This is a genomic window from Thauera sp. SDU_THAU2 (genome assembly GCF_038260575.1).
GTDB lineage: Bacteria > Pseudomonadota > Gammaproteobacteria > Burkholderiales > Rhodocyclaceae > Thauera.
The window spans coordinates 3,185,065-3,206,873 of the sequence record NZ_JBBWUN010000003.1 but is presented as its reverse complement, the minus strand read 5'-3'; the positions used below and the strand labels follow the sequence as shown (position 1 = coordinate 3,206,873).

The window sequence follows — 21,809 nt, the reverse complement described above, 5'->3', positions numbered from 1 at the left end:
CCGAACGGGGACCGAACAGGGAGAAAGCCATGAGTCAGACAACAGCCGCTCGGGGGTTCGACCACTACTTCGTGCCCGAACCGTCGACCTATCCCATCTTCGGCTCCATCGCGCTGCTGCTGTTCGGTGCCGGGGCCGCGCTGTGGCTCAACGACGTGCCGGCCGGGCCGTGGTTGTTCTTTGCCGGCGTGGCGGTCCTGATCTACATGCTGTTCGGCTGGTTCGGCCAGGTGGTGCGGGAATCCGAATCCGGCAGCTACGGCAGCCGGGTGGGGCTGTCCTTCCGCTGGTCGATGGGCTGGTTCATCTTCTCGGAAGTGATGTTCTTCGCCGCCTTCTTCGGTGCGCTGTTCTACGCCCGCGTGCTGTCCGTGCCCTGGCTGGCCTCGGGCGACAACGAGACGCTGCTGTGGCAGGGTTTCAGCAGTGTCTGGCCCACCGCCGGGCCTTACACGCCGAGCGGCGCAGAGGCCTTCACGCCGATGGGCGCCTGGGGCATCCCGGCGATCAACACGCTGATCCTGCTGACTTCGGGTGTCACGCTGACCTGGGCGCACCATGGCCTGCGCGCCGAGCGGCGCGGCCAGCTCAAGGCGGGGCTGCTGGCCACCATCGTGCTCGGCCTGCTCTTCCTCAGCCTGCAGATCTATGAATACGGGCATGCCTATGCCGAACTCAATCTGCGGCTCGACAGCGGCATCTATGGCGCGACCTTCTACCTGCTCACCGGCTTCCACGGTCTGCACGTCACCATCGGCGTGATCATGCTGACGGTGATGCTGGCGCGCGCGCTGGCAGGCCATTTCAGTCCGCAGCACCACTTCGGTTTCGAGGCTGCGGCCTGGTACTGGCATTTCGTCGATGTGGTATGGCTGATCCTGTTCGTCGTCGTCTACCTGCTATAGCCGCCCGGGAGCCGATGCGATGCCTGCCGCTGCCCGCTTCCGCCTGTTGCTGCCCTTGCTGGCAGGCGCGCTGGTGGCCGCCGTCACGCTGGCGCTCGGCAACTGGCAACTGCGCCGCGCCGAGGAAAAGCAGGCGCTGCAGGCAGTGCTCGACGCCGCCGCGCGGCGTCCGGCGCTGGCGCTCGACAGCCTGGCGGAAGGCGCAGAGCCGCTGCCCGGCCAGCGCCTGAGGTTCGAAGGCGAATGGCTGCCGGCGGCTGGCATCTTCCTCGACAACCGTACCCATGCCGGCCGCGCCGGCTACCAGGTGCTGATGCCGCTGCGCCTGGCCGACGCCTCCGGCGTGGTGCTGGTCAATCGGGGCTGGGTGCCGGCCGGCGCCGATCGCGCGATCCTGCCCACGGTGCCGACCGAGCCGGGGCGAGTGACGCTGGAAGGGCGGATGCAGAGACCGGAAGCAGGGGCTTTCACGCTGGCGCGGGACGGCGAGCTTGCACAGGGCCGCTTGTGGCAGGTGCTGGACATTGCGCAACTGGCCGCGCGGACGGACATCGGCGGCGGCGTGGCAGGGCAGACGGGGCGCCCGGGCTTGCCGCTCTGCAGCGCGCGGGCGGGGGAGAGGGAACACGCGGGTGCATGCTTCGCCACCTGGCTGGTGCTGCAGACCTCCGCATCGGCCGATGGCCTGGTGCGCGACTGGCCGGCGCCGTCGGCCGGCATCGAACGCCATCATGGCTACGCTTTTCAGTGGTATGCGCTGGCTGCGCTCGCCACCGTGCTGAGCTGCGCCCATGCCTGGCGCCTTTTCCTGCGGAGACCCGACGATGAACGGAAGCCTCGCCTCGCCGGACGCTGAACACGGCCGCTCCGCGCTTGCACCCAAGGAGCGAAGCAGGGCGCGCCGCACCCTGCTGCTGCTCGCGCTGGTCTGTGTGCTGCCGGTGCTCGCGTCCTACCTGATGTTCTACGTCTGGCAGCCGGAGGGGCGGGTGAACAACGGCATCCTGCTCGAACCCGTGCCGCTGCCGGATTCCCGCCTGCCGGGCATCGGCGGCCAGCCGGAGCTGAGCCGCGCTGACCTGCAGGGGCACTGGACCTTGCTGCTCGCGGCGCCCTCGATCTGCGACAGCGCCTGTGCCCGCGCGCTCTACGTGTCACGCCAGGCACGCCTGGCGCAGGCCCGCGAGATGGATCGCGTCGCCCGCGTATGGCTGCTGACCGACGGCGGCAAGCCGGCCGAGGGGCAGTTGCCCGGTGCTTCGCTGGCCGATGCGCTGCACATCGCCCGTGCCGATGCCGGCTGGCTGGCTGCGCTGCCGCCACCGGCGTCCGGCAGCCTGACGGGGACGATCTACCTCGTCGATCCGCTGGGCAACGTGATGATGCGTTTCGACGACCGGCTCGACGTCACCGAAGCGGCGCGTGCGCTGACCAAGGATCTGCAGCGCCTGCTGAAGTACTCGGCGCTGGGCAGGGGGAGCGGCCATGACGCCGATGCTCGCCTGGTATCGCCGGCTGGCGCTCGGCGCGCTGCTGTTGACCTTCGTCGTCGTCGTCTTCGGCGCCTACGTCCGTCTGGCCGATGCCGGTCTCGGCTGTCCGGACTGGCCGGGCTGCTATGGCAAGCTCACGCCGGCGCATGCGGCCGATGTCATCCGCGATGTGCATGCCGCCGAGCCCCACGGACCGGTCAGCCTGCCGAAGGCGTGGAAGGAGATGATCCACCGCTATCTGGCCGCCAGCCTCGGCCTGCTCATCCTTGCCATCGCCGTGCTGGCATGGCGCCTGCGCGACCATCCGCGCGCCGCGCCCGGCGTGGCGCTGGCGCTGGTCGGCGTGGTGGTGTTCCAGGGCCTGCTCGGCAAATGGACCGTGACGCTGCTGCTGAAGCCGGCCATCGTCACTGCACACCTGCTCGGCGGGCTGACCACGCTGGCGCTGCTGGCCTGGCTGGCGCTGCGCGCCTGTGGCGCGAGGCAAGCCCATGCAAGGGCGAGCCGGGAAGGTTCGGGACGCGACGGGCCGGGACGCGTCGGCTCGCGGGGCGATAGCCTGCGATCTACGTCAATGCTGGCGGCCGGGGCGCGGTTGGCCTTCGTGCTGCTGGTCGTCCAGATTGCCCTCGGCGGCTGGACCAGCACGAATTACGCCGCGCTCGCCTGCACGGACTTCCCGGCCTGCCACGGCAGCTTTTCACCCGAGGCCGACTACGCCAATGCCTTCCACGTCGTGCGCGAGCTGGGCATGACGGCCGATGGCGAGCTGCTGTCGAACGCCGCGCTCACCGCCATCCACTGGTCGCATCGCGTCGGCGCGCTGGTGGCGGGCGGGGCCCTGCTGCTGCTGGGCTGGACGCTGTGCCGGCGACGCGACACTTTCGATACCGGCGTGGCGCTGCTGGCGACATTGGCGCTGCAGATCGGGCTGGGCATCGCCAATGTGCTGCTGTCGCTGCCCCTGCCGCTGGCGGCGGCGCACAACGCGGGTGCCGCCCTGCTGGTCGGCGTCATGGTGTGGGTGAATTTCCGGCTGGCAGTGCCGAGTGCCGTGGCGCTGCCAGCGCGGCGGCGTCATGGCACGCTGCCGGTCGTGTTCGAGGAGGGGAGGCCATGAAGACATTTGCCCTGGGAGCGGCGCGTGCCGGCCGTCTGCGCGCTTTCTATGTGCTGACCAAACCCAAGGTGAACACGCTGATCGTGTTCTGTGCGGTGATCGGCATGTTCCTCGCAGTGCCCGCGGGGCTGCCGGATGCGCTGACCGTGTTTGCCGCCACGCTCGGCATCGCCTGCGTGGCCGGCGCCGCGGCGGCGATGAACTGCCTGATCGAACGCCAGATCGATGCCCGCATGGCGCGGACCCGGGGCCGCCCCCTGCCGCGCGGCGATCTGGCGCCCGCCGAGGTGCTGCTGTTCGCCGGCATGCTGGGCGGCTTCGGCCTGATGGTGCTGCACCAGGCGGTCAATCCACTGACGATGTGGCTGACGCTGACCACTTTCATCGGCTACGCGGTGGTGTATACGGTGCTGCTCAAGCCCCATACGCCGCAGAACATCGTCATCGGCGGCGCGTCGGGCGCGATGCCGCCGGTGCTGGGCTGGGCCGCGGTGTCGGGCGAAGTCAATGCCGATGCACTGCTGCTGTTCCTCATCATCTTCGCGTGGACGCCGCCCCATTTCTGGGCGCTGGCGCTGTATCGCACTGCCGACTACGCGCGTGCCGGGCTGCCGATGCTGCCGGTGACGCACGGTGCCGAATTCACCCGGCTGTCGGTGCTGCTGTATACGCTGATCCTGTTCGGCGTCACGCTGCTGCCCTTTGCCACGCGCATGAGCGGCGCGCTCTATCTCGGTGTGGCGGTGGGGCTCGGCCTGCGTTTCATCCTGTATGCGTGGCGCTTGTACCGCGATTACAGCGATGCCCTGGCGCGGCGCACCTTCCGCTTTTCCATCGTCTACCTGTTCGGGCTGTTCGCGGCGCTGCTGGTGGATCATTACCTGCCCTGGTGATGCGTCCGGGTGCGGCAGCTTGACGCACGGGCCGTGCCCGACTCGCCACGAACGTCTATCATCGGGCGCTGACCGAACAAGCAGCATCAAGGTGCCCGATGTCTTTTTCCCTTGCCCGTTTCCTGCGTCCGCTGGCCGCGCCCCTGCTCGCGCTCGGCCTGCTCGCCGCCTGCGCGCCTCCTGCGCCCGTCTTCCACAGCACCGACATCACCGGCGCGGAGTACGGCCAGAAGCTGCGGCTCACCGACCATCATGGCCGGGAGCGCATGCTGTCGGACTTCAAGGGCAAGGTCGTGACGATCTTCTTCGGCTACACCCAGTGCCCGGATGTCTGTCCGACTGCGCTGTCCGACATGAGCATGGTGATGCAGCAACTCGGCGCCGATGGCGACAAGGTCCAGGTGCTGTTCGTCACCGTCGACCCCGAACGCGACACACCGGCGCTGCTGGCGGAATACGTGCCGGTGTTCGACCCGCGCTTCCTCGGGCTGTACGGCACGCCGGAGCAGATCGCCGAAGTTGCCAAGGATTTCCGCGTCTTCTACCGCAAGAGCGGCGATCTCGACGGCCATTACACCGTCGACCACTCGGCCGGCACCTACGTGTTCGACCCGCAGGGCCGGCTGCGCCTGTACATGAAGCACGGAGCGGAGCCAGCCGAGGTCACGGCCGACATTGCGGCGCTGCTGGCGGGGAAATGAGCCAGCGAATGCGCTAAACGAGAAACGGCGACTCAAGGTCGCCGTTTCCATTGATGCACCGAGAATGCAATTCAGACAGCGTCGGCCAGCATGCCGCGCATCTTCTGCATCGCCTTGGCCTCGATCTGGCGGATGCGCTCGGCGGAGACGCCGTATTCCGCTGCCAGTTCGTGCAGCGTGGCGCTGTCGCCTTCGCTCAGCCAGCGGCGCTGGACGATGTTGCGGCTACGGTCGTCGAGGCTGGCCAGGGCATTGCGCAGGCCGACGTCCTGCATGTGGGCGAGCTGCGTGCGGGCCAGCACTTCGGACGGTTCGGCGTGCGGATCGGGCAGGTAGGCGATCGGCGCAAAGCGTTCGTCCTCGTCGTCGCCGCTGCCTTCCAGCGGGATGTCGCGGCCGCCGAGACGGGTTTCCATCTCGACCACCTCCTCGGGCTTGACACCGAGCTGGGTGGCGATCGCATCGACTTCGACCGGGTTCAGCGTGCCGGCGTCCTGCTTCAGGCTGCGCAGGTTGAAGAACAGCTTGCGCTGGGCCTTGGTGGTGGCGATCTTCACCAGCCGCCAGTTCTTCAGCACGTATTCGTGGATTTCGGCCTTGATCCAGTGCATCGCGAACGAAACCAGACGCACGCCGCGCGTGGGGTCGAAGCGCTTCACCGCCTTCATCAGGCCGACGTTGCCTTCCTGGATCAGGTCGGCGTGCGGCAGGCCGTAGCCCAGGTAACCGCGTGCGATCGCGACCACCACCCGCAGGTGCGACATCACCAGCTGGCGCGCCGCGTCGACGTCCCCCTGCTCGCGCAGGCGCGTTGCCAGTTCCACTTCCTGCTGCTCGCTGAGCATGGGCATGCGATTGACGCTCTGGATGTACTGGTCCAGGCTGCCGGCGGCGGGAACGGGAAACGACAGGGCTTGAGACATAGGCTTGTGTCCTCCTTGTGTGCTCGATTTTAGCACTCGCGGTTTGAGAGTGCTAAATGCGGGAGGAGTTCCGTGCTGTTCTTGGCAGGGCACCGATCATCCGGCACCCTGCCGCCGTGTCGATCAGAACAGGTTCATCGGATAGTCGACGAACACGCGGATCTCGTTGCCTTCGCTGTTATAGGCGCGGGCGTCCTCCGAAACGCGCAGGAAGGACGCGCGCAGGCGGATGCTCAGGTCCTTGGCCGCGCCGCTCTGCACCTTGTAGCTCAACTGGTTGAACCATTCGCGTTCCTTGCCGCGGCTCGGCGCGCCGGCGTCGATGTTGTCGCCGCGGACGTAGGCGACGACGTAGCTCAGGCCGGGCACGCCGTATTCGGTGAAGTCCACCGCATAGCTCAGCTGCCAGGAGCGCTCGTCCTTGGCGTTGAAATCGGACCAGAAGGAGTTGGCGAGGAAGATCGTGCTGCCGCCGTTGCCCACCCAGCCTTCGTCCTGGTAGAAGCCGTAGTTGAAGCCGACGTCGCCGCTGCTGCGCTGGTGTGCCACGGTGAAGGCGTGCGGGCCGGTGGCGTAGGTCGCGGCCAGGCTCCAGATGCGGTTCTTGCCTTCGTCGGCGTCGAACTTCCTGTCCTGCTTGGTGTTGTAGCCGTTGAAGTCGAGCGTGAGCGAATCGCCCTGCGCCAGCGGGCGCACGTAGTTCAGGTTGATGTACTGGCGCTTCAGCACGTCCTCGATGTCCGATGCATACAGCGCGCCGCTGAACACTTCGTTGAACTGGTAGCGGCCGCCGATCAGGTCGATGGCCTTCAAGCCGCCGCCGTCGCGGCTCTCGTCGCTCTTGCGCGCTTCGGCGTGGAAGCGGCCGGCGTGCAGCGTCAGGCCTTCGATTTCGTTCGAGGTGATCATCGTGCCGGTGAAGCTTTCCGGCATCAGGCGCGAGGCGTCGTGGTTCAGCACCGGCAGCGTCGGCCGCAGATCGCCGTAGGCGAGCACGGTGTTGGAGAAGCGTAGCTTGATCGAGGCGCCGGCCCGGGCGACATCGCGCTCGACGTCGCCATTGTTGTCCACGCGGAAGAAGTCGATGCCCGCCGCGCCCGCCCGGCCGCGGCCGCTGTCGAGGCGGACGGCATACAGACCGAAGGCATCGACGCCGAAACCGACCGTGCCCCGGGTGAAGCCCGAGCTGAAGTTCAGCACTGCGCCCTGGCCCCATTCGGCCTTGTCCTGCCTGCCCTGCTTGTAATCGCGGCTGATGTAGGCATTGCGCAGGAACAGATCCAGCGAGCTGTCCTCGATGAAGCCGCGCGCTTCGGATTGGCCTGCGCCCATTGCCGGGGCGGTGGCCGCCAGGCTGAGGGCGATCGAACACGCCCATTTCTTCGACGTCATTGTCTTGTCCTTGATGTTGTTTGCTTTGTGGCGGATGCGTTGCATGAAATACAGCCGCGATCTCCCCGGCGGCGATTTTCGCATGCCTCACCGTTGGTGGAACGGATGTTTAGCCTCCCGGCCTTCTTTGACGACGCCAGGAGCATGAAATGGAGAACATGGACACGAGGCAATGCCACGTGATCGAGCAATCGCCGGCCGCAACGGCTGCTACCGACGCCTATGCACTGCTGTTCGAACTGTGGCAGCGCTCGTCACCTGGCCGCCGGGCAGCGACGGTCGCCAAGTACCGCAAGGTTCTCGATGCCTTTGCCGCCTTCACCGGTGGGATGCCGCTTGCGGATGTGCGCCGCAGGAATCTGCTGGTCTTCCGCGACCATCTGCTCGCATCGCGCCAGAGCCCGGTCACCGTCAGGCACAAGCTGGGCATCATCAGGACCCTGCTCGGCACGGCGGTCGATCATGAACTGGCAGCGTCGAATCCGGCTGCCGAGCTCAGAATGCAGGAAGCGGTGCCACGCAAGGCCTGCATCGCATTCACCGCGGACGATCTGAACCGCCTGTTCCGCGCTGAAATCCACGTGGCAGGCAAGCGCCCGAAAGGCGGCGGCAGGGAGGCCGCGTTCTGGCTGCCGCTGCTGGCCCTGTTTACCGGTGCGCGGGTCGAGGAACTGGCGCAACTGCTGGTCAGCGACGTGCGCCATGCCCAGGGCCTGGGCCACTACTTGCAGATCAGCGACGATGCCGCGCACGCACAGCTCAAGAACCCGGCTTCGCGCAGGCGGATTCCGCTCCATGCGACGCTGCTGGATTGCGGCTTCCTGGACTACCTTGCCGGTCTGCAGGGGGCAGGGCTCCTGTTCCCCGACCTCCGGCCGAATCCGCACGGCAAGCTCGGCGGCTACTTCAGCACCTTCTTTTCAGGCTATCTGCGCAGAAAGGTCGGCATCGGCGACGGCCGCAAGGTCTTCCACTCCTTCCGCCATACGTTCAAGGATGCCTGCCGCGCCGTGGGCATGGAGGAGGAAGTGCATGACGCGCTGACCGGCCATGCCGCACCGCGGGCGAGCCGCCGCTACGGCAACGAGCAGTATCCGCTCGAACCCCTGTTCGAGGCCATTGCCCGCTTCGACATCCCCGGCCTCGACATCGCGCACCTCTACACCAGGGCACCCGCGCAGCCGCGCTACGGTGCCGCGCTGCGCCCGGTCTCGGCCTATTACGGCATCGTCATCGCCTTTGCGCCGCCCAGGCTGAGGCAGGACATTACGCCTTTCGTGCTCGCCATCTGGCAGGGACTGGAAGCGGGTTTCGACATCGCGTCGAATCAGCTTCTGTTCGGCGAATTGCCGCGGAACAAGCGGGTGCTCGTCGATGCATGGATCGAGATTCACCGGGAGGAACTGATCGCCAACTGGCATCTCGGCAGGCAGACCGGCGAGTACTTCAGGCTCGATCCGCTGAGATGAGGGAGAGATGGAATGGAGAAGGGGGCGTGGACGAAAAAACGGGCGCCGAAGCGCCCGTTTTGCTTTCAAACCTGTCGGAAGGACCCGGTCGGGCCAGACAGATTAGAAGGTGTGGCGGATACCGATGCCCAGCAGGTCGGCGTTTTCGCCGCCGTAGTTGGCGTCGTTAGGACCGTAGCCGTGCTTCGAGCCGTAGCCGACCAGACCCATGGCTGCACCCTTGTCGTTGTCGGTACGGTTGTAGGCGACGTAAGCGGTGGTGCGCTTCGACAGAGCGTGGGTGTAGGCCAGGGTGTAGGACTTGACTTCCGGATCGCGGCCCGGACGGTCGTACTCGAGTTCAGCATAGGCCAGGTGGACGCTGCCGGCTGCGCCGACCGGAACGGCCAGACCGACGGTCCAGAGGTCCGCATCGCGATCCTTCGCGCCTTGCAGGTTGTCAGCCGACTGGTAGGAACCGCTCAGCGCCACGACGCCGAAGTCGTAGCTGGCACCCACACCCCATTCCTTTTGCTTCTCATCGGCATTAGCAACGCCGACATAATCGTACTTGACGACCTGATAGACGCCGCCGACCTTCAGCGGGCCGTTGGCATAGGTCAGGCCCACGCCGTAGGCATCGTCTTCGCTCGGCTTGAGGTTGTTTTCACCGGCATTGCCCGGACGGCCGTTGAAGTCGCTACCGGTCGAGTAGATGACGCTGGCGGTCAGGCCGGAGAAGGTGCCGCTGTAGGCCACCGAGTTGCTCCAGCGAGCGTTGCTGGTCGGCGAAATGGTCATGCCGGCACCGCCGGACAGGACGGACTGCGGACCGACCGAAGCACCGGCCAGGCTGTCGTAGTTCAGGAAGTAGCCCGGAGCGTATTGGCGGCCGAGGCTGATGTTGCCGAAGGCGCCGCCCAGACCGACGAACGCTTGGCGCGAGTTCGACTTGCCAGCGATTTGGTCGTTGCCGGTGCCGATGTCGAAACCCTGCTCCAGCACGAAGACAGCCTTCAGGCCATTACCCAGGTCTTCGGTGCCGCGGAAACCCAAACGGCTACCCGACAGGCCACCGTCACCAACGCCGCGGAAATCAGCGTCGCCGTGCTTGCCGAAGCCGACGAAGGCATCCGCCACACCGTAGATGGTGACGTTGGACTGAGCGAAGACCGGGGCCGAAACCAGGCCGGCGATGGCCAGCGCGATCAGTTTCTTCTGCATTTGTTTCTCCTCAAATTGAAGTTGAGACCTTGGCATCTGCCTTGGCCCTACTCACCTCTCTGGCGAGAAGTTGGTGCGATTCTGCAAATCTGCCGCTGCCCTTGCAAGCCTCGCAGCGCGAAAACACCACATTCGGGGCAAGTCTGTTGCGGACATGCAACAAGGCTAGCCGATCAGCGCCGCGCATCCAGGCGAGGCAGGGGCGATTGCCAGGCCAGCAGCTTTTCGTCGGCAGTCATCAGGGTAGCGTTGCGTGCCATCGCAGATGCAGCAATGAAAGGGTCGGCCGGGTCACGGTGCAAGTCAAAGAAACCCGCGGCAAGCAAGCCGACGCGCCCGTCGAGCGGATCTCGACTAAGCCCGCTGCCAGAAATTCCGCTCGCCATACTTCGATTGCAACGGGTAGCACGATCCGTCCTCGTTGCTCCAACAGCGCACATTCCCAGAAACTGATCGCGCTGACGGCGACGCGACCAGAGCGCCATTCCTCGGAGATGCGTTGTCGTGCCTGAGGGCCGAGAGCGGGGTCGTCCGCATCCATCCAGATCAGGGCGTGAGTGTCCAGAACGATCAAGCCAGCGCCTCCCAGTCATCTGCGGCAAGCGGCGACATGATGTCACCCTGGATGCGCAGACCAGGGTGAAGGCCGAAAGGAGAACTTCTGTTCTCGCCCGCGTACGGGTGGAGTTCGGCAACAGGCTTGCCGTTCTTGGTTACGACGATGATCTCGCCCGACTCGGCGACCTGATCCATGATGGCAAGGCAGCGAGCCTTGAACTCGGAAGCCTGAATGGTCTGCATGGAGAGCTCTCCTGGCGGGAAATGAATGACCATGACCATGGTCAGATTGATGGTCAAGTCATGACGAAACCTTTGATTTGCCCAGAAATCGGTTTTCTGGACGTTTCATGCAGAAGAAACTGATCGCGCTGGCCATCGCCGGCCTGGTTTCGGCCCCGATCTTCGCTCAGTCCAACGTCACCATCTATGGTGTGGCGGATGCTTTCGTCGGTATCGGCAAGCATGGCGAAAACGACTTCCGTGGCGTCAATTCTGGTGGCCTGTCGGGCAGCCGACTGGGTTTCCGCGGCACCGAAGATCTGGGCAATGGTCTGAAAGCTGTCTTCGTGCTGGAGCAAGGCTTCAATATCGACACCGGCGAGCAGGCTCTGATGGGAGGCAATAGCGACAACAGCGACATCGATCCGGACAACGATAGGTACAACGACAGCTTCTCGCGCCAAGCCTATGTAGGCCTGAGTGGCGCATTCGGCACCGTGGCTCTGGGTCGTCAATATGCTCCCGGCTTCTTCTTTGCCTATGATGGTACCGCCGCTGCCACCGTTGGTCCGCACTCCATCCTGTCGGGCCAGTCGGGCATGACCATCACCCCGAACAGCGCCGCCCGTTGGAACAATTCGGTGACCTACACCGGCAGCTTCTCCGGTCTGACTGCTCGTGTCATCTATTCAGCCCAAGGTGTTGAAACCTCCGAGAAGCCGAGCGACGACGACGCCTACGGCCTGGGTCTGGAGTACGCCAATGGCCCGCTGAAGGTCGGTGGCGTGTATCAAGTCGTGAAGAACGATAACGATGCCGTTGGCTCCGATGAAAAGCAGAAGGAATGGGGCCTGGGGTCTAGCAGGTTGATGCATAACCTAGTGAACGATCCTGCGAGTTGATAGTCATAAATCCGTTCCTCAATCCCTTGTCCTGACAGCGATGCGCGGCCCACTCGATCCCCAGTCCTCGATGTTCCATTATTTCTCGCCGGAATCGCGCGTACCGGCCGATCATCCCCTGCGAAGGGTGAAGCAATTGGCCGATCGGGCGCTGAGTGCCATTTCGGCGGACCTGGATGCGCTGTACTCGAGTACCGGCCGCCCGTCGATTCCGCCTGAGCGCCTGCTCAAGGGGCAATTGCTGATCGCGCTGTACTCGATCCGGTCTGACCGGCAGTTCTGCGAACAACTGAACTACAACATCCTCTTTCGCTGGTTCCTCGACATGGACCTGGAGAGCGCAGGCCTGGACCAGTCGAATTTCAGCCGCCTGCGCGAACGCCTGGTGGCGACTGATATCGCCCGCCGCTTCTTTGACGAGGTGGTGAGCCTGGCGCGCCGGCAACATTTGCTGTCCTCGGATCACTTCACTGTCGACGGCACGCTCATCGAAGCCTGGGCCTCGTTCAAGAGTTTCAAGCGCAAGGACGGCGAGCCGCCGAAAGACGGTGGTGATGGCACGGGGATGGTCAATTTCAAAGGTGAGAAGCGTTCGAACGCCACACACCAGAGCAGCACTGATCCTGACGCACGGCTCATGCGAAAGGGTAACGGCCAGCCTGCCAGGCTCAGCTACGGCGGGCATGTGCTCATGGAGAACCGTCATGGCCTGTGTGTCGACATCCTGATCACGGAATCGACGCAGGCCGAGCACCGTGCTGCACGCACGATGCTCACCCGCGCCCGCCGACGGCGTATCCACCCCAAGAGTCTGGCGGCCGACAAGGGTTACCACATCAAGGATTTCGTGGCGCACCTGCGCGCGCATCGTATCCGGCCGCACATTGCTCGAATCGACCATCGCTGCACGCCTGGACTCGATGGGCGCACGACGCGAACCGAGGGCTATCGGATCAGCCAACGCAAGCGAAAGCGGGTGGAGGAAATCTTCGGCTGGCTCAAGACGGTCGGTGGGTTGCGCAAGACGCGATTCATCGGGCAGGCGAAGACGCAAATGGCGGCCTTCATTTCTGGCGCAGCCTACAACTTGTTGAGAATCGCGAAATTGGGAAATGCGGGAGGAACGGCGTGAGTCGGGCAAACGAACCAGGGGCTGATCGGTCTCGGAACGTCCATGCCGGCAATGTGGGTCGCATTGAAAGCCCCATTCTCTCGACGAAGTCCCTGTGAAGATCAATTTGAACCCCTGGGTTAGTCCGGTGTTCAGCTCTTTTGCATCAGCCTGCTAGCTACGACTTCGGCGTCGTGGCGCTGAGCGCCTCTTACCAGTCGGCTGACAATCTGCGTGGTGTTAAGGACAACGACGCTGACCTCTGGACTGTCGGTCTGGGTGTTCCGGTCGGCGCTGCCGGCACTGTCCACCTGGCCTATGCCCAGCTCGAATACGACCGTCCGGGCCGCGATCCGGAAGTCAAGTCCTACACCCTGGCCTACACCCACGCTCTGTCGAAGCGCACCACCGCTTACGTCGCCTACAACCGTACCGACAATGACGACGGCGCGACCATGGGTCTGGTCGGCTACGGCCACAAGGCTGGCTCGACCGTCGGCGGCGAAAACGCCGACCTGTTGGGCGTTGGTATCCGCCACACCTTCTAATCTGTCTGGCCCGACCGGGTCCTTCAGGCAGGTTTGAAAGCAAAACGGGCGCTTCGGCGCCCGTTTTGCCGTGTACAGCCAGTCAGTCGATCAACGATGTGCATTTAGGAGAGGAGGAGAGGCAGGGGCATCGGTGTCACTTTGCCAGAACGGGGATCGAGCAGCGCATCTCCGATGGAATCGTCGAGCAGTCGATCGGACATAAGCCGATCATCTGCGGCCGGGTGGCTGATACTTACAAAACGGGCGCCGATGGAAGCCGGCGCCAGCCCTGACGGCTGCTTGCTTACCCACCGGGCTGCTCACGGATTCCAGGGATGCCGGCACGGCCGCCCGCTGTTTTCATAGAAATTATTTCTATATATAATCACGCCATGACCACGAAGCACCGCTTCCGCAACAACAAGTACCGGCTGGAGATTCGCGAACGCGATCACGGGCCGGCGCATTGCCACTTGGTCGGTGGAAACGTGGACGTGATCATCGAGCTGGCAACGCTGGAAAGCGACGGGCAGTGGCCTCGAGGCCTGAAGGCCGAGGTGATGGCCTGGGTCGAGGACCACCTGAATGAACTGTGGACGGAGTGGAAGAAATGGCACAGATGAAGCGCCCTCGTCTGGCGCGCGTTGAACCCTTGGCCGGCTTGCAACTGCGGCTGGTGTTCGTCGATGGCAGTGAGGCGGTCGTCGACTTCAATCCCCTGCTCGAAGAGTCGCCGGGGCTGGTGCCCTTGCGTGACGAGGAGGCATTCGCCGGCGCTACGCTGGTGGCGGGCGAAGGGTGGGCCGTGACCTGGCCAGCGCTGGACATCCAGATCGGCGCGGATACGTTGTGGCTCGATGCCCAGGCGCAGAGCGCCACCGATGAGAACAGCCGCGTGTTTGCGCAGTGGCGAGCGCGCAACGGACTGTCGCTGTCAGCCGCGGCCAAGGCGCTGGGCATGACGCCGCGTACCATCAGTGCCTATGGCACGGGCGCACGTCCTGTTCCGCGCTATGTGGCGCTTGCGTGCAAGGGGTGGGAGGCGGAACGGCGCTTGAGCGCCTGAGCCAAACGGCTCGCCACACGGTGTCGTTACCCTGGGACAGGCTCGTTCCTGGCGGAAAATGAATGACCGTATGTCCTCTTGTCAGGCATCCTCGAAACGCTGCCCGGTCTTCGGCTGGCTTTCATATTTGGCTCGTTTGCCGATGGTTAACCGGGTCCCGACGGTGATGTCGATATCGCAGTTCTGTATCGTGAAACATTGGAGTGAGTCAATGGAAGCCACTGTCAGGGATTTGCGCTTGCACACGGCCGAAGTGCTTGCTGCAGCGGATCGCGGAGAGCGAGTACTCACATTACGCTTCGCGGGCAGCCCCGCGCGGTGTTGACGCGCTGCGATGCGCCTGAGGGTATTCGGCGCCCGGAGCGTAATCCCGCGTTCGGACTCTGGGCCGATCAAAATGAGGATGTGGATGCACTGGTGCGCCGCTTGCGGCAGGGCAGGGCCTTGCCGTAATGCTGGTCGATACCGACTCCTGATCTGGAACCTGCGTGGCAACAGCCGGGCTGCCGACCGTCTCGATGCAATGCCGGGGTTCTGCATTGCTGCCGTTTCCTACATGGAGCTCGTCCAGGGAGTTCGCGACAAGAATGAATTGCGCCTGCTCAGGCAGGCGCTGGCTTACTGGTCGGCACGGGTCATCCAGATCGATGGGGCAATATCCGCACGTGCCTGCTTTTTGATCGAGCAGTACGCGCTTTCGCATTCGATGCAGCTGGCCGATGCCTTGATCGCGGCAACGGCGCTGGAGCATGGCCTCGAACTGATCACCGCGAACGATCGCCATTACCGGCATATCGATGGCCTTGGCATCGAGGTTTTTCGGCTGTGAGCCTTTGCCTGCATGGATCGGCTGATCGCCGAAACAATAGCCAGATGCATTGAGCGATCGAAGGATTCGATCCTTTACAATCCCGCTCTTTGACTCTTTCGCCGCGCAGCCGATGCGGCGAGCATCCATCTTCCAGTATGTCGACTTATGCCATCGGCGACATCCAGGGCTGCTACGCGCAACTGGCGCGCATGCTCGAGCGGGTTGCCTTCGATTCTTCGTCCGACCGCCTGTGGCTGGTCGGCGATCTCGTCAATCGCGGCCCCGATTCCTTGCGGGTGCTGCGTCTGCTGCGCGAGCTGGGGAGGCGGTGGACGTGGTGCTGGGCAACCACGATCTCTACCTGCTGATGGTGGCGGCCGGCTTCAAGCGGCGCGGCAGCGACGACACGCTGCGCCAGGTGCTGGAAGCGCCCGACCGCGACGAACTGCTGCGTTGGCTTGCGCGCCAGCCCCTGGTGAGGCTGGAAGGCGAGCATGTACTGGTGCATGCGGGCCTGCTGCCGGGCTGGACGGTGGAGCAGGCGAAAGCTCTGTCCGACGAAGTGAGCGCGGTACTGGCCGGGCCGCAGGCGCGCAAGTTCCTGCTCGAACTGGCGGGCAACCAGCCGGATCGCTGGAACGACAAACTCAAGGGCTGGGACCGCCTGCGGGTAATCGTGAATGCCTGCTCGCGAATGCGCTTCTGCACCGCCGATGGCCGCATGGTGTTGCGTGCCAAGGGGCCGCCGACGCAGGCGCCGGCCGGCACCCTGCCGTGGTTCCGTGCGCCTGGCCGGCTCAGCCGGACGCATACCGTTGTGTGCGGGCACTGGTCCGCGCTGGGCTTTCATCGCGAGCCGGGGCTGCTTGCGCTCGATTCGGGCTGCGTGTGGGGCGGCAAGCTGACCGCGGTGCGGATCGAGGATGGCGCGGTGTTCCAGGAACAGGGCTGATCAGCCCCGTTCGTCATCCGCGCAGCCGATGCTGCGCATGATCGCGGTGCGCGCGGCATGTGCGAGGCTGCGGCGGTCGATGCCATTGCGGGTTTCGACCGGCGGCGCGGCGCTGACACAGGCGATGGTTTCGCGTTCGGCGACGATGTTGGCAAGGCACTGGCCGAGCGTCAGTTCGCCGTCGTAGGCGGGAGCGCGGCTGTAGCTGCCGTCCGCCTGGCGATAGCTCAGCGCCAGCGGCTGCACGGCGTGGCCGCAGGCGATGGCGGGCTGCAGCAGCGCGGCATGGAAATGGAGAACGTGGCTGCCGTCGGTGGTCGTGCCTTCCGGGAAGATCGCGACGTTGTCGCCGGCATCGAGCAGCGCGGCGATCTCGGCATTGATGATGCGGGCGTGGCCGCGGCTGCCGCGACGCAGGAAGATGGTGTCGCTCCTGGCCGAGAGCCACCCGATCACCGGCCAGTTGCGTACTTCGGCCTTGCTGACGAAGGCGGATGGCGCGACGGCATTGATGACGAAGATGTCCACCCAGGAAATGTGGTTGGCGACCAGCATCGTACCCGGCGCGATCGCTGCGCCCTGGAGCTGCAGGCGCAGGCCGAGGATGCCGAGCAGGCGCCGCGACCAGCGCTGGCGCAGGCCGAGCCGGGCGGGGCGGGTGCAGAAGGGGGCGGTCAGCAGCAGCGTCAGCACGCCGACCAGCAGGTGCAGGGCCAGGCGCAGGTAGCGCCAGGCGCGCAGCGCGGCAGGGGCGGGGGCTGCGCCCTGCTTGCGGCCCGGGCGGGAGCGAGAGGCGGGGCGAAAGGATCGAGGGCCTGCCCCCTGCAGCCACCGGGATGACTGGCATGTTCCACGGCCTGCCCCGATCGATCCATCAGTCCTTGCGTTCCATGAAGTGCCGCGCGTAGCGGTCGTCGACCTTGCTCATCGGCATCAGGATGGGCAGGTCGGCGGTGTTGAAGTCGGGGTCCCACGCCGGAGCGCCGCAGATCCACGCGCCGGCGCGCAGATAGCCCTTGATCAGCGGCGGCGCTTCGGCGGCGAGGTCGGCGCGCAATGCCGCCAGCGGCAGCGGGCAGCGCGGGAAGACGTGATATTCCGCCGGCGCCAGGTGCTGTTCGCGCAGGCGATTATACAGGCTGGCCGCGGCGTGCCCGCCGTCGGCCATGCTGATCGAGGCGCAGCCGACGAGGTAGTCGTAGCCGTTGTCCTTCATGTAGCGTGCCAGGCCGCCCCAGAGCAGGGCGATGACGGCGCCGCTGCGGTATTCCGCGTCGATGCACGAGCGGCCGATCTCCACCAGACGGGGGCGCAGGTGCTGCAGGCGGGTGAGGTCGAATTCGTTTTCGGAGTAGTAGCCGCCGACCCTGCGCGCGGCGCTCGGCGACAGGATGCGATAGGTGCCGACGATGCGGCCGGCGTCTTCGTCGCGGACGATGAGGTGTTCGCAGAAGGGGTCGTAGAGGTCGCGATCGACGCCGGGGCTGCGGGTGGCCAGGCGAGCGCCCATTTCGTCGGCGAAGACGCGATAGCGCAGTTTCTGCGCTTCGAGGATCTCGGTTTCGCAACTGGCGAGGCCGACGTGGAGCCTGCGGTTCTTGCGGGCGGCGGCTTCCTGGCGTGGCTGGCGATTCTCGAGCATGGTCTGGCTCCGTTCCGTTGGGACGGGAGCATTCTCGAAACTCCGTGTTGCGCTGCGGTGAAGGACGGGTTACGGCCGTGTGACCGGGCACTGCAGGGCAGGATGAAAGGCCGCGGCCGGGGAATGGCGGCCTCGTATAATGGCGGCCTTTCCCCTTCCTTGTCGGGCCATTCCCTATGTCCATTCTCGTCTGCGGGTCGATCGCCTACGACTCGATCATGGTGTTCCCGGATCGTTTCAAGAACCACATCCTACCCGAGCAGATCCACATCCTGAACGTGTCCTTCCTGGTGCCCGACATGCGCCGGGAGTTCGGCGGCTGCGCCGGCAACATCGCCTATTCGCTGAAGCTGCTGGGCGGCGATCCGCTGATCATGGCGACCGTGGGCGAGGATGCTGCGCCTTACCGCTACCAGTTGCAGAAGCTCGGCTTGCGCCAGGACCACGTGCGCGAGGTGCCGGACACCTTCACCGCCCAGTGCTTCATCACCACCGACCTGGACGACAACCAGATCACCGCCTTCCATCCGGGGGCGATGCTGCATTCGCATCTGAACGACGTCGGCGACGCCGAGGGGGTGAAGCTGGGCATCGTCTCGCCCGACGGACCCGAGGGCATGCTGCGCCATGCGCGGGGCTTTGCCCGGCTCGGCGTGCCCTTCGTCTTCGATCCGGGCCAGGCCTTGCCCGTGCTCGGTAGCGAAGCGTTACTGGAATGCCTGCAACTGGCTCGCTACTGCACGGTCAATGACTACGAGGCCCGCCTGATGTGCGACAAGACCGGCCGCAGCGAGGCCGAACTGGCGGCGATGGTTGAAAGCTTCGTCGTCACGCTGGGTGCGGAGGGTTCGCGCATCCACCGCGGCGGCGAAGTGCAAAACCTGCCGGCGGTGGAGCCCGACGCGATCGTCGACCCCACCGGCTGCGGAGATGCCTACCGCGCCGGCTTGCTGTACGGACTGGCGAATGGCTGGGACATGCTGAAGGCGGGCCGCCTTGCCGCGGTGATGGGCGCATTCAAGATCGCGCATCGCGGCGGACAGAATCACGTGCCGACACGCGACGACATCGCCGCGCGCTATCGGCAGGCATTCGGAGAAGATGCATGGTGAATGGGAAGTCGATGAGTCTGCGTGCCGTCACCGCTGCGCTCGCCGCATTGCTGCTGCTGGGCGGCTGCGCCCAGGGGCTGGGTGGCGGGGCGTATTCGCGCACCGAGGCGCGGCGGGCGATGACCGTGCAGTTTGGCACCGTCGAGTCGGTGCGCGCGGTGCAGCTCGAAGGCACCAAGACGCCGATCGGCTCGGTGGCCGGCGCGGCGGTCGGCGGCATTGCCGGCAGCTCGGTCGGCGGTGGCCGCGGCGCCGCTGCGGCGGCGGTCATCGGCGCAGTGGCCGGCGGCGTCGCCGGTGCGGCGATCGAGGAAGGCGCGACGCGGACGCGCGGCGTGGAAGTGACCGTGCGGCTCGACAACGGCCAGTTCCTGGCGGTCGTGCAGGCCGATGAAGGCGAGGCTTTCCGTGCGGGTGAGCGGGTGCGCGTACTGCGCGACGCCGGCACGGTGCGGGTGTCGCGCTAGGCGCCGGTTTTGGTGTGGCCAGCTTCGGCGCGGCTGGACGATCAGGGGTAGAACACACCGACCCGATAGCCCGTCGGGGCGAGATCGGGGGCGGCGAAAGCGATGCGGGAATTGACCGCGCGGCGGCTGGCGAAAGTGTCGCCATGCTGTGCGGGCGGAATCCATTCGTGGGGAGCGAGCACGCGGCGCGCGACCGGCGTGTCGCGTGCGTCGGTCAGCGTCAGTTCAAAATGGGGCCACGCCTGTGCGTATTCGGCGCGGTTGCTGATCGTGGCATACAGGATGTACTGGCCGGGCTTGCCGGGTTCCGACTGTAGATCCGAGAGGTCGACGCTGATCAGTTCCACGTCGCGCGGAAAGGGGACCGTGCACTTGAGTGCGGCGCACGCCGTCTCCAGCAGCGGGCGCAGCCCCGGCAGATCACGCGCGATTTCCATGCGGTAGAGATAGACGCACTGCGCAGCCAGCAGGCCGCCGAGCAGGCCGACCGTCAGGCTGGCCAGGGCGCGCTGGCGCAGGCTGGCGGGTGCCTTGGGGCGGCCGTATTTCGCATCGAGCTGTTCGATGTCGATGTGGGCCGCTTCGGGGGCTTCTCTGGCGGCTGCCCGATGGGCCGGCTGAGACGCGGCCGGCCTGAGCAGCGAGGTGTCGTCCTGCTCGCCGGTGCCTGTGTTGGTGGTTCCGGTGGTGTCCGAGGTCGGCGTGCTCGAGGCAGGGCGCTCAGCTTCAGGCCGCTCCGCATCGTCGGAAGCGGCGCCGATATTGGCGCTGCCCCCAGTGGCGTGTGAACCGGCGAAGCTGTCTTCCTGGCCGGGCTGCGAGAGGCTGGGCCGGGTATCGGGCGCCGCGTCGGCTGCTGCTCGCCGGCCGCTTCGAAGCACTTCGGGCAGTACCGGAGGCACGTCTTCCGCTGTCGCCTCCTCCTCGGTCGTGTCCGAACCGTGGGGCATGGGCAGGGGGGCAGGGGGAGGAAGTTCGTGCGGATCGTCGAGGACTGGATCTTCGGCGGCCGGCGCTGCCGCCGACTTTTCTTCCAGCACGATGAAGCCGGTGTCTTGCGGGAGGCCGCCCCGCGGATGGTCATCCGCCGGGAGCCCGTCCTGAAGATCGGCCTCCTGAGGGGCGACCTCCTGGGGTTCTGCCTCTCGCGGCCCGGCAAGACCATGAGCGGCCGAACCATGCGGGGCCTGAGGCGGCTCGGGCTCCGGCGTGGCCTGATGCGGCCAAGCCCGGTATGAAGCAGGCGATGGTGCCGGATATGCGTCCTGCGTCACCCGGGCTGCGTGAGCGGTGCTGGAGGGCGGGACGATCTCGTGTTCGAGTGCGTTGAAGGGGTGGAAGCAATGGCCGCAGCGGACTTCGCCCTGGCGCGCGCGCAGTTGCTCCGGGCCGAGCCGGAACGTCGTCTGGCAGGCGGGGCAGCGTGTCAGCATCATGCTGCGGAGCGTTGCCCCTCCAGCCGGATCCAGCCGTCGTGCGTCGCACCGACCTGCAGCGCGATGAACGGCGCCCAGGCTTCGATGACCTGGCCGGCCTGGGTTTCGAGCACGCCGGACAGGGCCACACGGCCGCCCGGCGCGACGCGTGCGGCGATGGCGGGGGCAAGCACGCACAGCGGGTTGGTCAGGATGTTGGCGACGACGAGGTCGAAGGTGTCGCCCAGCGGCACGCCGGAGTGCTGCAGGCGGATTGCCACGGCGTTGCGCTCGGCATTGTCGCGCGCGGCGTCGACGGCCTTGTCGTCGATGTCGATGCCCAGCACTTCGGCCGCGCCCAGCTTGGCGGCGGCGATGGCGAGGATGCCGGAGCCACAGCCGTAGTCGAGCAGGCTGCAGCCGGGGGTGACGGCGTCGCACAGCCATTCCAGGCACAGCCGGGTGGTCGGGTGCGAGCCGGTGCCGAAAGCCATGCCGGGGTCGAGCTCGATGTTGATCGCGCCGCCGTCCGGCGCCTGGTGCCACGAGGGCACGATCCACAGCCGCTCGGTGATGCGGATGGGGTCGAACTGGCTCTGCGTGAGCTGGACCCAGTTCTGCTCGGCGACTTCCTCGACGGTATACGGCGGGACGCCGTCCAGCCCCGCGGCCTGCGCGGCTTCGGCCAGCAGCGACTCGAGCGCGTCGCCGCCGGTGCTGCCGTCGATCAGCGCGATCACCCGGCTGTGGTCCCACAGCGCGGTCGGCAGGTGGCCCGGCTCGCCGAACTGCGGTGTTTCCGCGTCGGTGCCGGCGTCGGCGTCCTCGATCGACACCGACAGGGCGCCGGCCTCCATCAGGGCGTCGGACAGGGCCTCGGCGCGGGCGGCGTCAGCCTGCAGGGTGACCGAGATCCACATCG

23 protein-coding genes and 2 pseudogenes are annotated in these 21,809 nt (G+C 65.9%); 15 read left to right on the top strand and 10 right to left on the bottom strand.

Features of this window, described 5'->3' with window-relative positions:
- The first annotated feature begins 29 nt into the window (after positions 1–29).
- Both AAFL97_RS16700 and AAFL97_RS16695 read left to right on the top strand, forming a co-directional pair.
- Complete coding sequence (locus AAFL97_RS16700) at positions 30–905, top strand: cytochrome c oxidase subunit 3 (RefSeq protein ID WP_341645865.1); 876 nt, start codon at positions 30–32, stop codon at positions 903–905.
- Positions 906–924: 19 nt separating this feature from the next.
- A complete protein-coding gene (locus tag AAFL97_RS16695) occupies positions 925–1,761 on the top strand; it encodes an SURF1 family protein (protein WP_341645864.1) in 837 nt (278 codons plus the stop codon).
- Positions 1,762–2,059: 298 nt separating this feature from the next.
- Here the strand turns inward: AAFL97_RS16695 and AAFL97_RS16690 are convergent, their stop codons facing one another.
- The gene (locus AAFL97_RS16690) at positions 2,060–2,392 is read right to left on the bottom strand and encodes a hypothetical protein (protein WP_341645863.1); all 333 of its coding nucleotides are present in this window, start codon (positions 2,390–2,392) and stop codon (positions 2,060–2,062) included.
- Here AAFL97_RS16690 and AAFL97_RS16685 point away from each other — a divergent pair.
- The 3 genes from AAFL97_RS16685 to AAFL97_RS16675 all read left to right on the top strand — a co-directional run bounded on the left by AAFL97_RS16685 (position 2,391) and on the right by AAFL97_RS16675 (position 5,112).
- Complete coding sequence (locus AAFL97_RS16685) at positions 2,391–3,518, top strand: COX15/CtaA family protein (RefSeq protein WP_341645862.1); 1,128 nt, start codon at positions 2,391–2,393, stop codon at positions 3,516–3,518. The two genes, AAFL97_RS16690 and AAFL97_RS16685, sit on opposite strands and share 2 nt — an antisense overlap.
- Positions 3,515–4,411 carry a heme o synthase gene (gene cyoE / locus AAFL97_RS16680; RefSeq protein WP_341645861.1) on the top strand — a complete coding sequence of 299 codons (897 nt, stop codon included), beginning with the start codon at positions 3,515–3,517 and terminating at the stop codon, positions 4,409–4,411. The genes AAFL97_RS16685 and cyoE overlap by 4 nt, the downstream gene beginning before the upstream one ends.
- A gap of 98 nt (positions 4,412–4,509) precedes the next feature.
- Positions 4,510–5,112, top strand: coding sequence for an SCO family protein (locus AAFL97_RS16675; protein ID WP_341645860.1), 603 nt, complete (start codon positions 4,510–4,512; stop codon positions 5,110–5,112).
- A gap of 71 nt (positions 5,113–5,183) precedes the next feature.
- Here AAFL97_RS16675 and rpoH read toward each other — a convergent pair whose 3' ends face one another.
- Together rpoH and AAFL97_RS16665 are read right to left on the bottom strand one after the other, a co-directional pair.
- Positions 5,184–6,035: an RNA polymerase sigma factor RpoH gene (gene rpoH, locus AAFL97_RS16670; RefSeq protein ID WP_341645859.1), complete on the bottom strand. Its 852-nt coding sequence runs from the start codon at positions 6,033–6,035 to the stop codon at positions 5,184–5,186.
- A 123-nt stretch (positions 6,036–6,158) separates the two neighbouring features.
- The gene (locus AAFL97_RS16665; protein WP_341645858.1) at positions 6,159–7,427 is read right to left on the bottom strand and encodes an OprD family porin; all 1,269 of its coding nucleotides are present in this window, start codon (positions 7,425–7,427) and stop codon (positions 6,159–6,161) included.
- 149 nt (positions 7,428–7,576) lie between these two features.
- Between AAFL97_RS16665 and AAFL97_RS16660 the strand changes: the two genes are divergently transcribed.
- A complete protein-coding gene (locus AAFL97_RS16660; protein WP_341645857.1) occupies positions 7,577–8,896 on the top strand; it encodes a DUF4160 domain-containing protein in 1,320 nt (439 codons plus the stop codon).
- 102 nt (positions 8,897–8,998) lie between these two features.
- Here AAFL97_RS16660 and AAFL97_RS16655 read toward each other — a convergent pair whose 3' ends face one another.
- The 3 genes from AAFL97_RS16655 to AAFL97_RS16645 all read right to left on the bottom strand — a co-directional run bounded on the left by AAFL97_RS16655 (position 8,999) and on the right by AAFL97_RS16645 (position 10,957).
- A complete protein-coding gene (locus AAFL97_RS16655) occupies positions 8,999–10,099 on the bottom strand; it encodes a porin (RefSeq protein ID WP_341645856.1) in 1,101 nt (366 codons plus the stop codon).
- A gap of 173 nt (positions 10,100–10,272) precedes the next feature.
- Positions 10,273–10,485: a hypothetical protein gene (locus AAFL97_RS16650; RefSeq protein WP_341645855.1), complete on the bottom strand. Its 213-nt coding sequence runs from the start codon at positions 10,483–10,485 to the stop codon at positions 10,273–10,275.
- 184 nt (positions 10,486–10,669) lie between these two features.
- Complete coding sequence (locus AAFL97_RS16645) at positions 10,670–10,957, bottom strand: type II toxin-antitoxin system Phd/YefM family antitoxin (RefSeq protein ID WP_341645854.1); 288 nt, start codon at positions 10,955–10,957, stop codon at positions 10,670–10,672.
- A gap of 50 nt (positions 10,958–11,007) precedes the next feature.
- On the opposite strand from AAFL97_RS16645, the pseudogene AAFL97_RS16640 reads away from it, so the two are divergent.
- The 7 genes and pseudogenes from AAFL97_RS16640 to AAFL97_RS16610 form a co-directional block, all read left to right on the top strand.
- Positions 11,008–11,742: pseudogene (locus AAFL97_RS16640) on the top strand (porin); the annotation flags it as partial.
- 79 nt (positions 11,743–11,821) lie between these two features.
- Positions 11,822–12,913 (top strand): IS5 family transposase, encoded by a 1,092-nt coding sequence (locus AAFL97_RS16635; protein ID WP_341643699.1) that lies wholly within the window; start codon positions 11,822–11,824, stop codon positions 12,911–12,913.
- A gap of 140 nt (positions 12,914–13,053) precedes the next feature.
- The gene (locus AAFL97_RS16630; RefSeq protein ID WP_341645852.1) at positions 13,054–13,440 is read left to right on the top strand and encodes a porin; all 387 of its coding nucleotides are present in this window, start codon (positions 13,054–13,056) and stop codon (positions 13,438–13,440) included.
- A gap of 374 nt (positions 13,441–13,814) precedes the next feature.
- Positions 13,815–14,045 (top strand): DUF4160 domain-containing protein, encoded by a 231-nt coding sequence (locus AAFL97_RS16625; RefSeq protein ID WP_341645851.1) that lies wholly within the window; start codon positions 13,815–13,817, stop codon positions 14,043–14,045.
- On the top strand, positions 14,033–14,488 hold the full coding sequence (locus AAFL97_RS16620; protein WP_341645850.1) for a DUF2442 domain-containing protein: 456 nt from the start codon (positions 14,033–14,035) through the stop codon (positions 14,486–14,488). The genes AAFL97_RS16625 and AAFL97_RS16620 overlap by 13 nt, the downstream gene beginning before the upstream one ends.
- A gap of 556 nt (positions 14,489–15,044) precedes the next feature.
- Positions 15,045–15,317 carry a PIN domain-containing protein gene (locus AAFL97_RS16615; protein WP_341645849.1) on the top strand — a complete coding sequence of 91 codons (273 nt, stop codon included), beginning with the start codon at positions 15,045–15,047 and terminating at the stop codon, positions 15,315–15,317.
- A gap of 137 nt (positions 15,318–15,454) precedes the next feature.
- Positions 15,455–16,251, top strand: a pseudogene (locus AAFL97_RS16610) (symmetrical bis(5'-nucleosyl)-tetraphosphatase).
- Here the strand turns inward: AAFL97_RS16610 and AAFL97_RS16605 are convergent.
- Together AAFL97_RS16605 and AAFL97_RS16600 are read right to left on the bottom strand one after the other, a co-directional pair.
- On the bottom strand, positions 16,252–16,944 hold the full coding sequence (locus AAFL97_RS16605; protein ID WP_341645848.1) for a lysophospholipid acyltransferase family protein: 693 nt from the start codon (positions 16,942–16,944) through the stop codon (positions 16,252–16,254).
- 181 nt (positions 16,945–17,125) lie between these two features.
- Entirely contained in the window at positions 17,126–17,893 is a 768-nt protein-coding gene (locus AAFL97_RS16600) for a GNAT family N-acetyltransferase (RefSeq protein ID WP_341645847.1), read from the bottom strand.
- A 176-nt stretch (positions 17,894–18,069) separates the two neighbouring features.
- Between AAFL97_RS16600 and AAFL97_RS16595 the strand changes: the two genes are divergently transcribed.
- Both AAFL97_RS16595 and AAFL97_RS16590 read left to right on the top strand, forming a co-directional pair.
- Complete coding sequence (locus AAFL97_RS16595) at positions 18,070–19,005, top strand: carbohydrate kinase family protein (protein ID WP_341645846.1); 936 nt, start codon at positions 18,070–18,072, stop codon at positions 19,003–19,005.
- Positions 18,999–19,472, top strand: coding sequence for a glycine zipper 2TM domain-containing protein (locus AAFL97_RS16590; RefSeq protein ID WP_341645845.1), 474 nt, complete (start codon positions 18,999–19,001; stop codon positions 19,470–19,472). The genes AAFL97_RS16595 and AAFL97_RS16590 overlap by 7 nt, the downstream gene beginning before the upstream one ends.
- Positions 19,473–19,513: 41 nt before the next feature.
- On the opposite strand, the gene AAFL97_RS16585 is transcribed toward AAFL97_RS16590, so the two are convergent.
- Entirely contained in the window at positions 19,514–20,908 is a 1,395-nt protein-coding gene (locus AAFL97_RS16585) for a DUF3426 domain-containing protein (protein WP_341645844.1), read from the bottom strand.
- A complete protein-coding gene (gene prmA / locus AAFL97_RS16580) occupies positions 20,905–21,807 on the bottom strand; it encodes a 50S ribosomal protein L11 methyltransferase (RefSeq protein ID WP_263461680.1) in 903 nt (300 codons plus the stop codon). The genes AAFL97_RS16585 and prmA overlap by 4 nt, the downstream gene beginning before the upstream one ends.
- Positions 21,808–21,809: the final 2 nt, after the last annotated feature.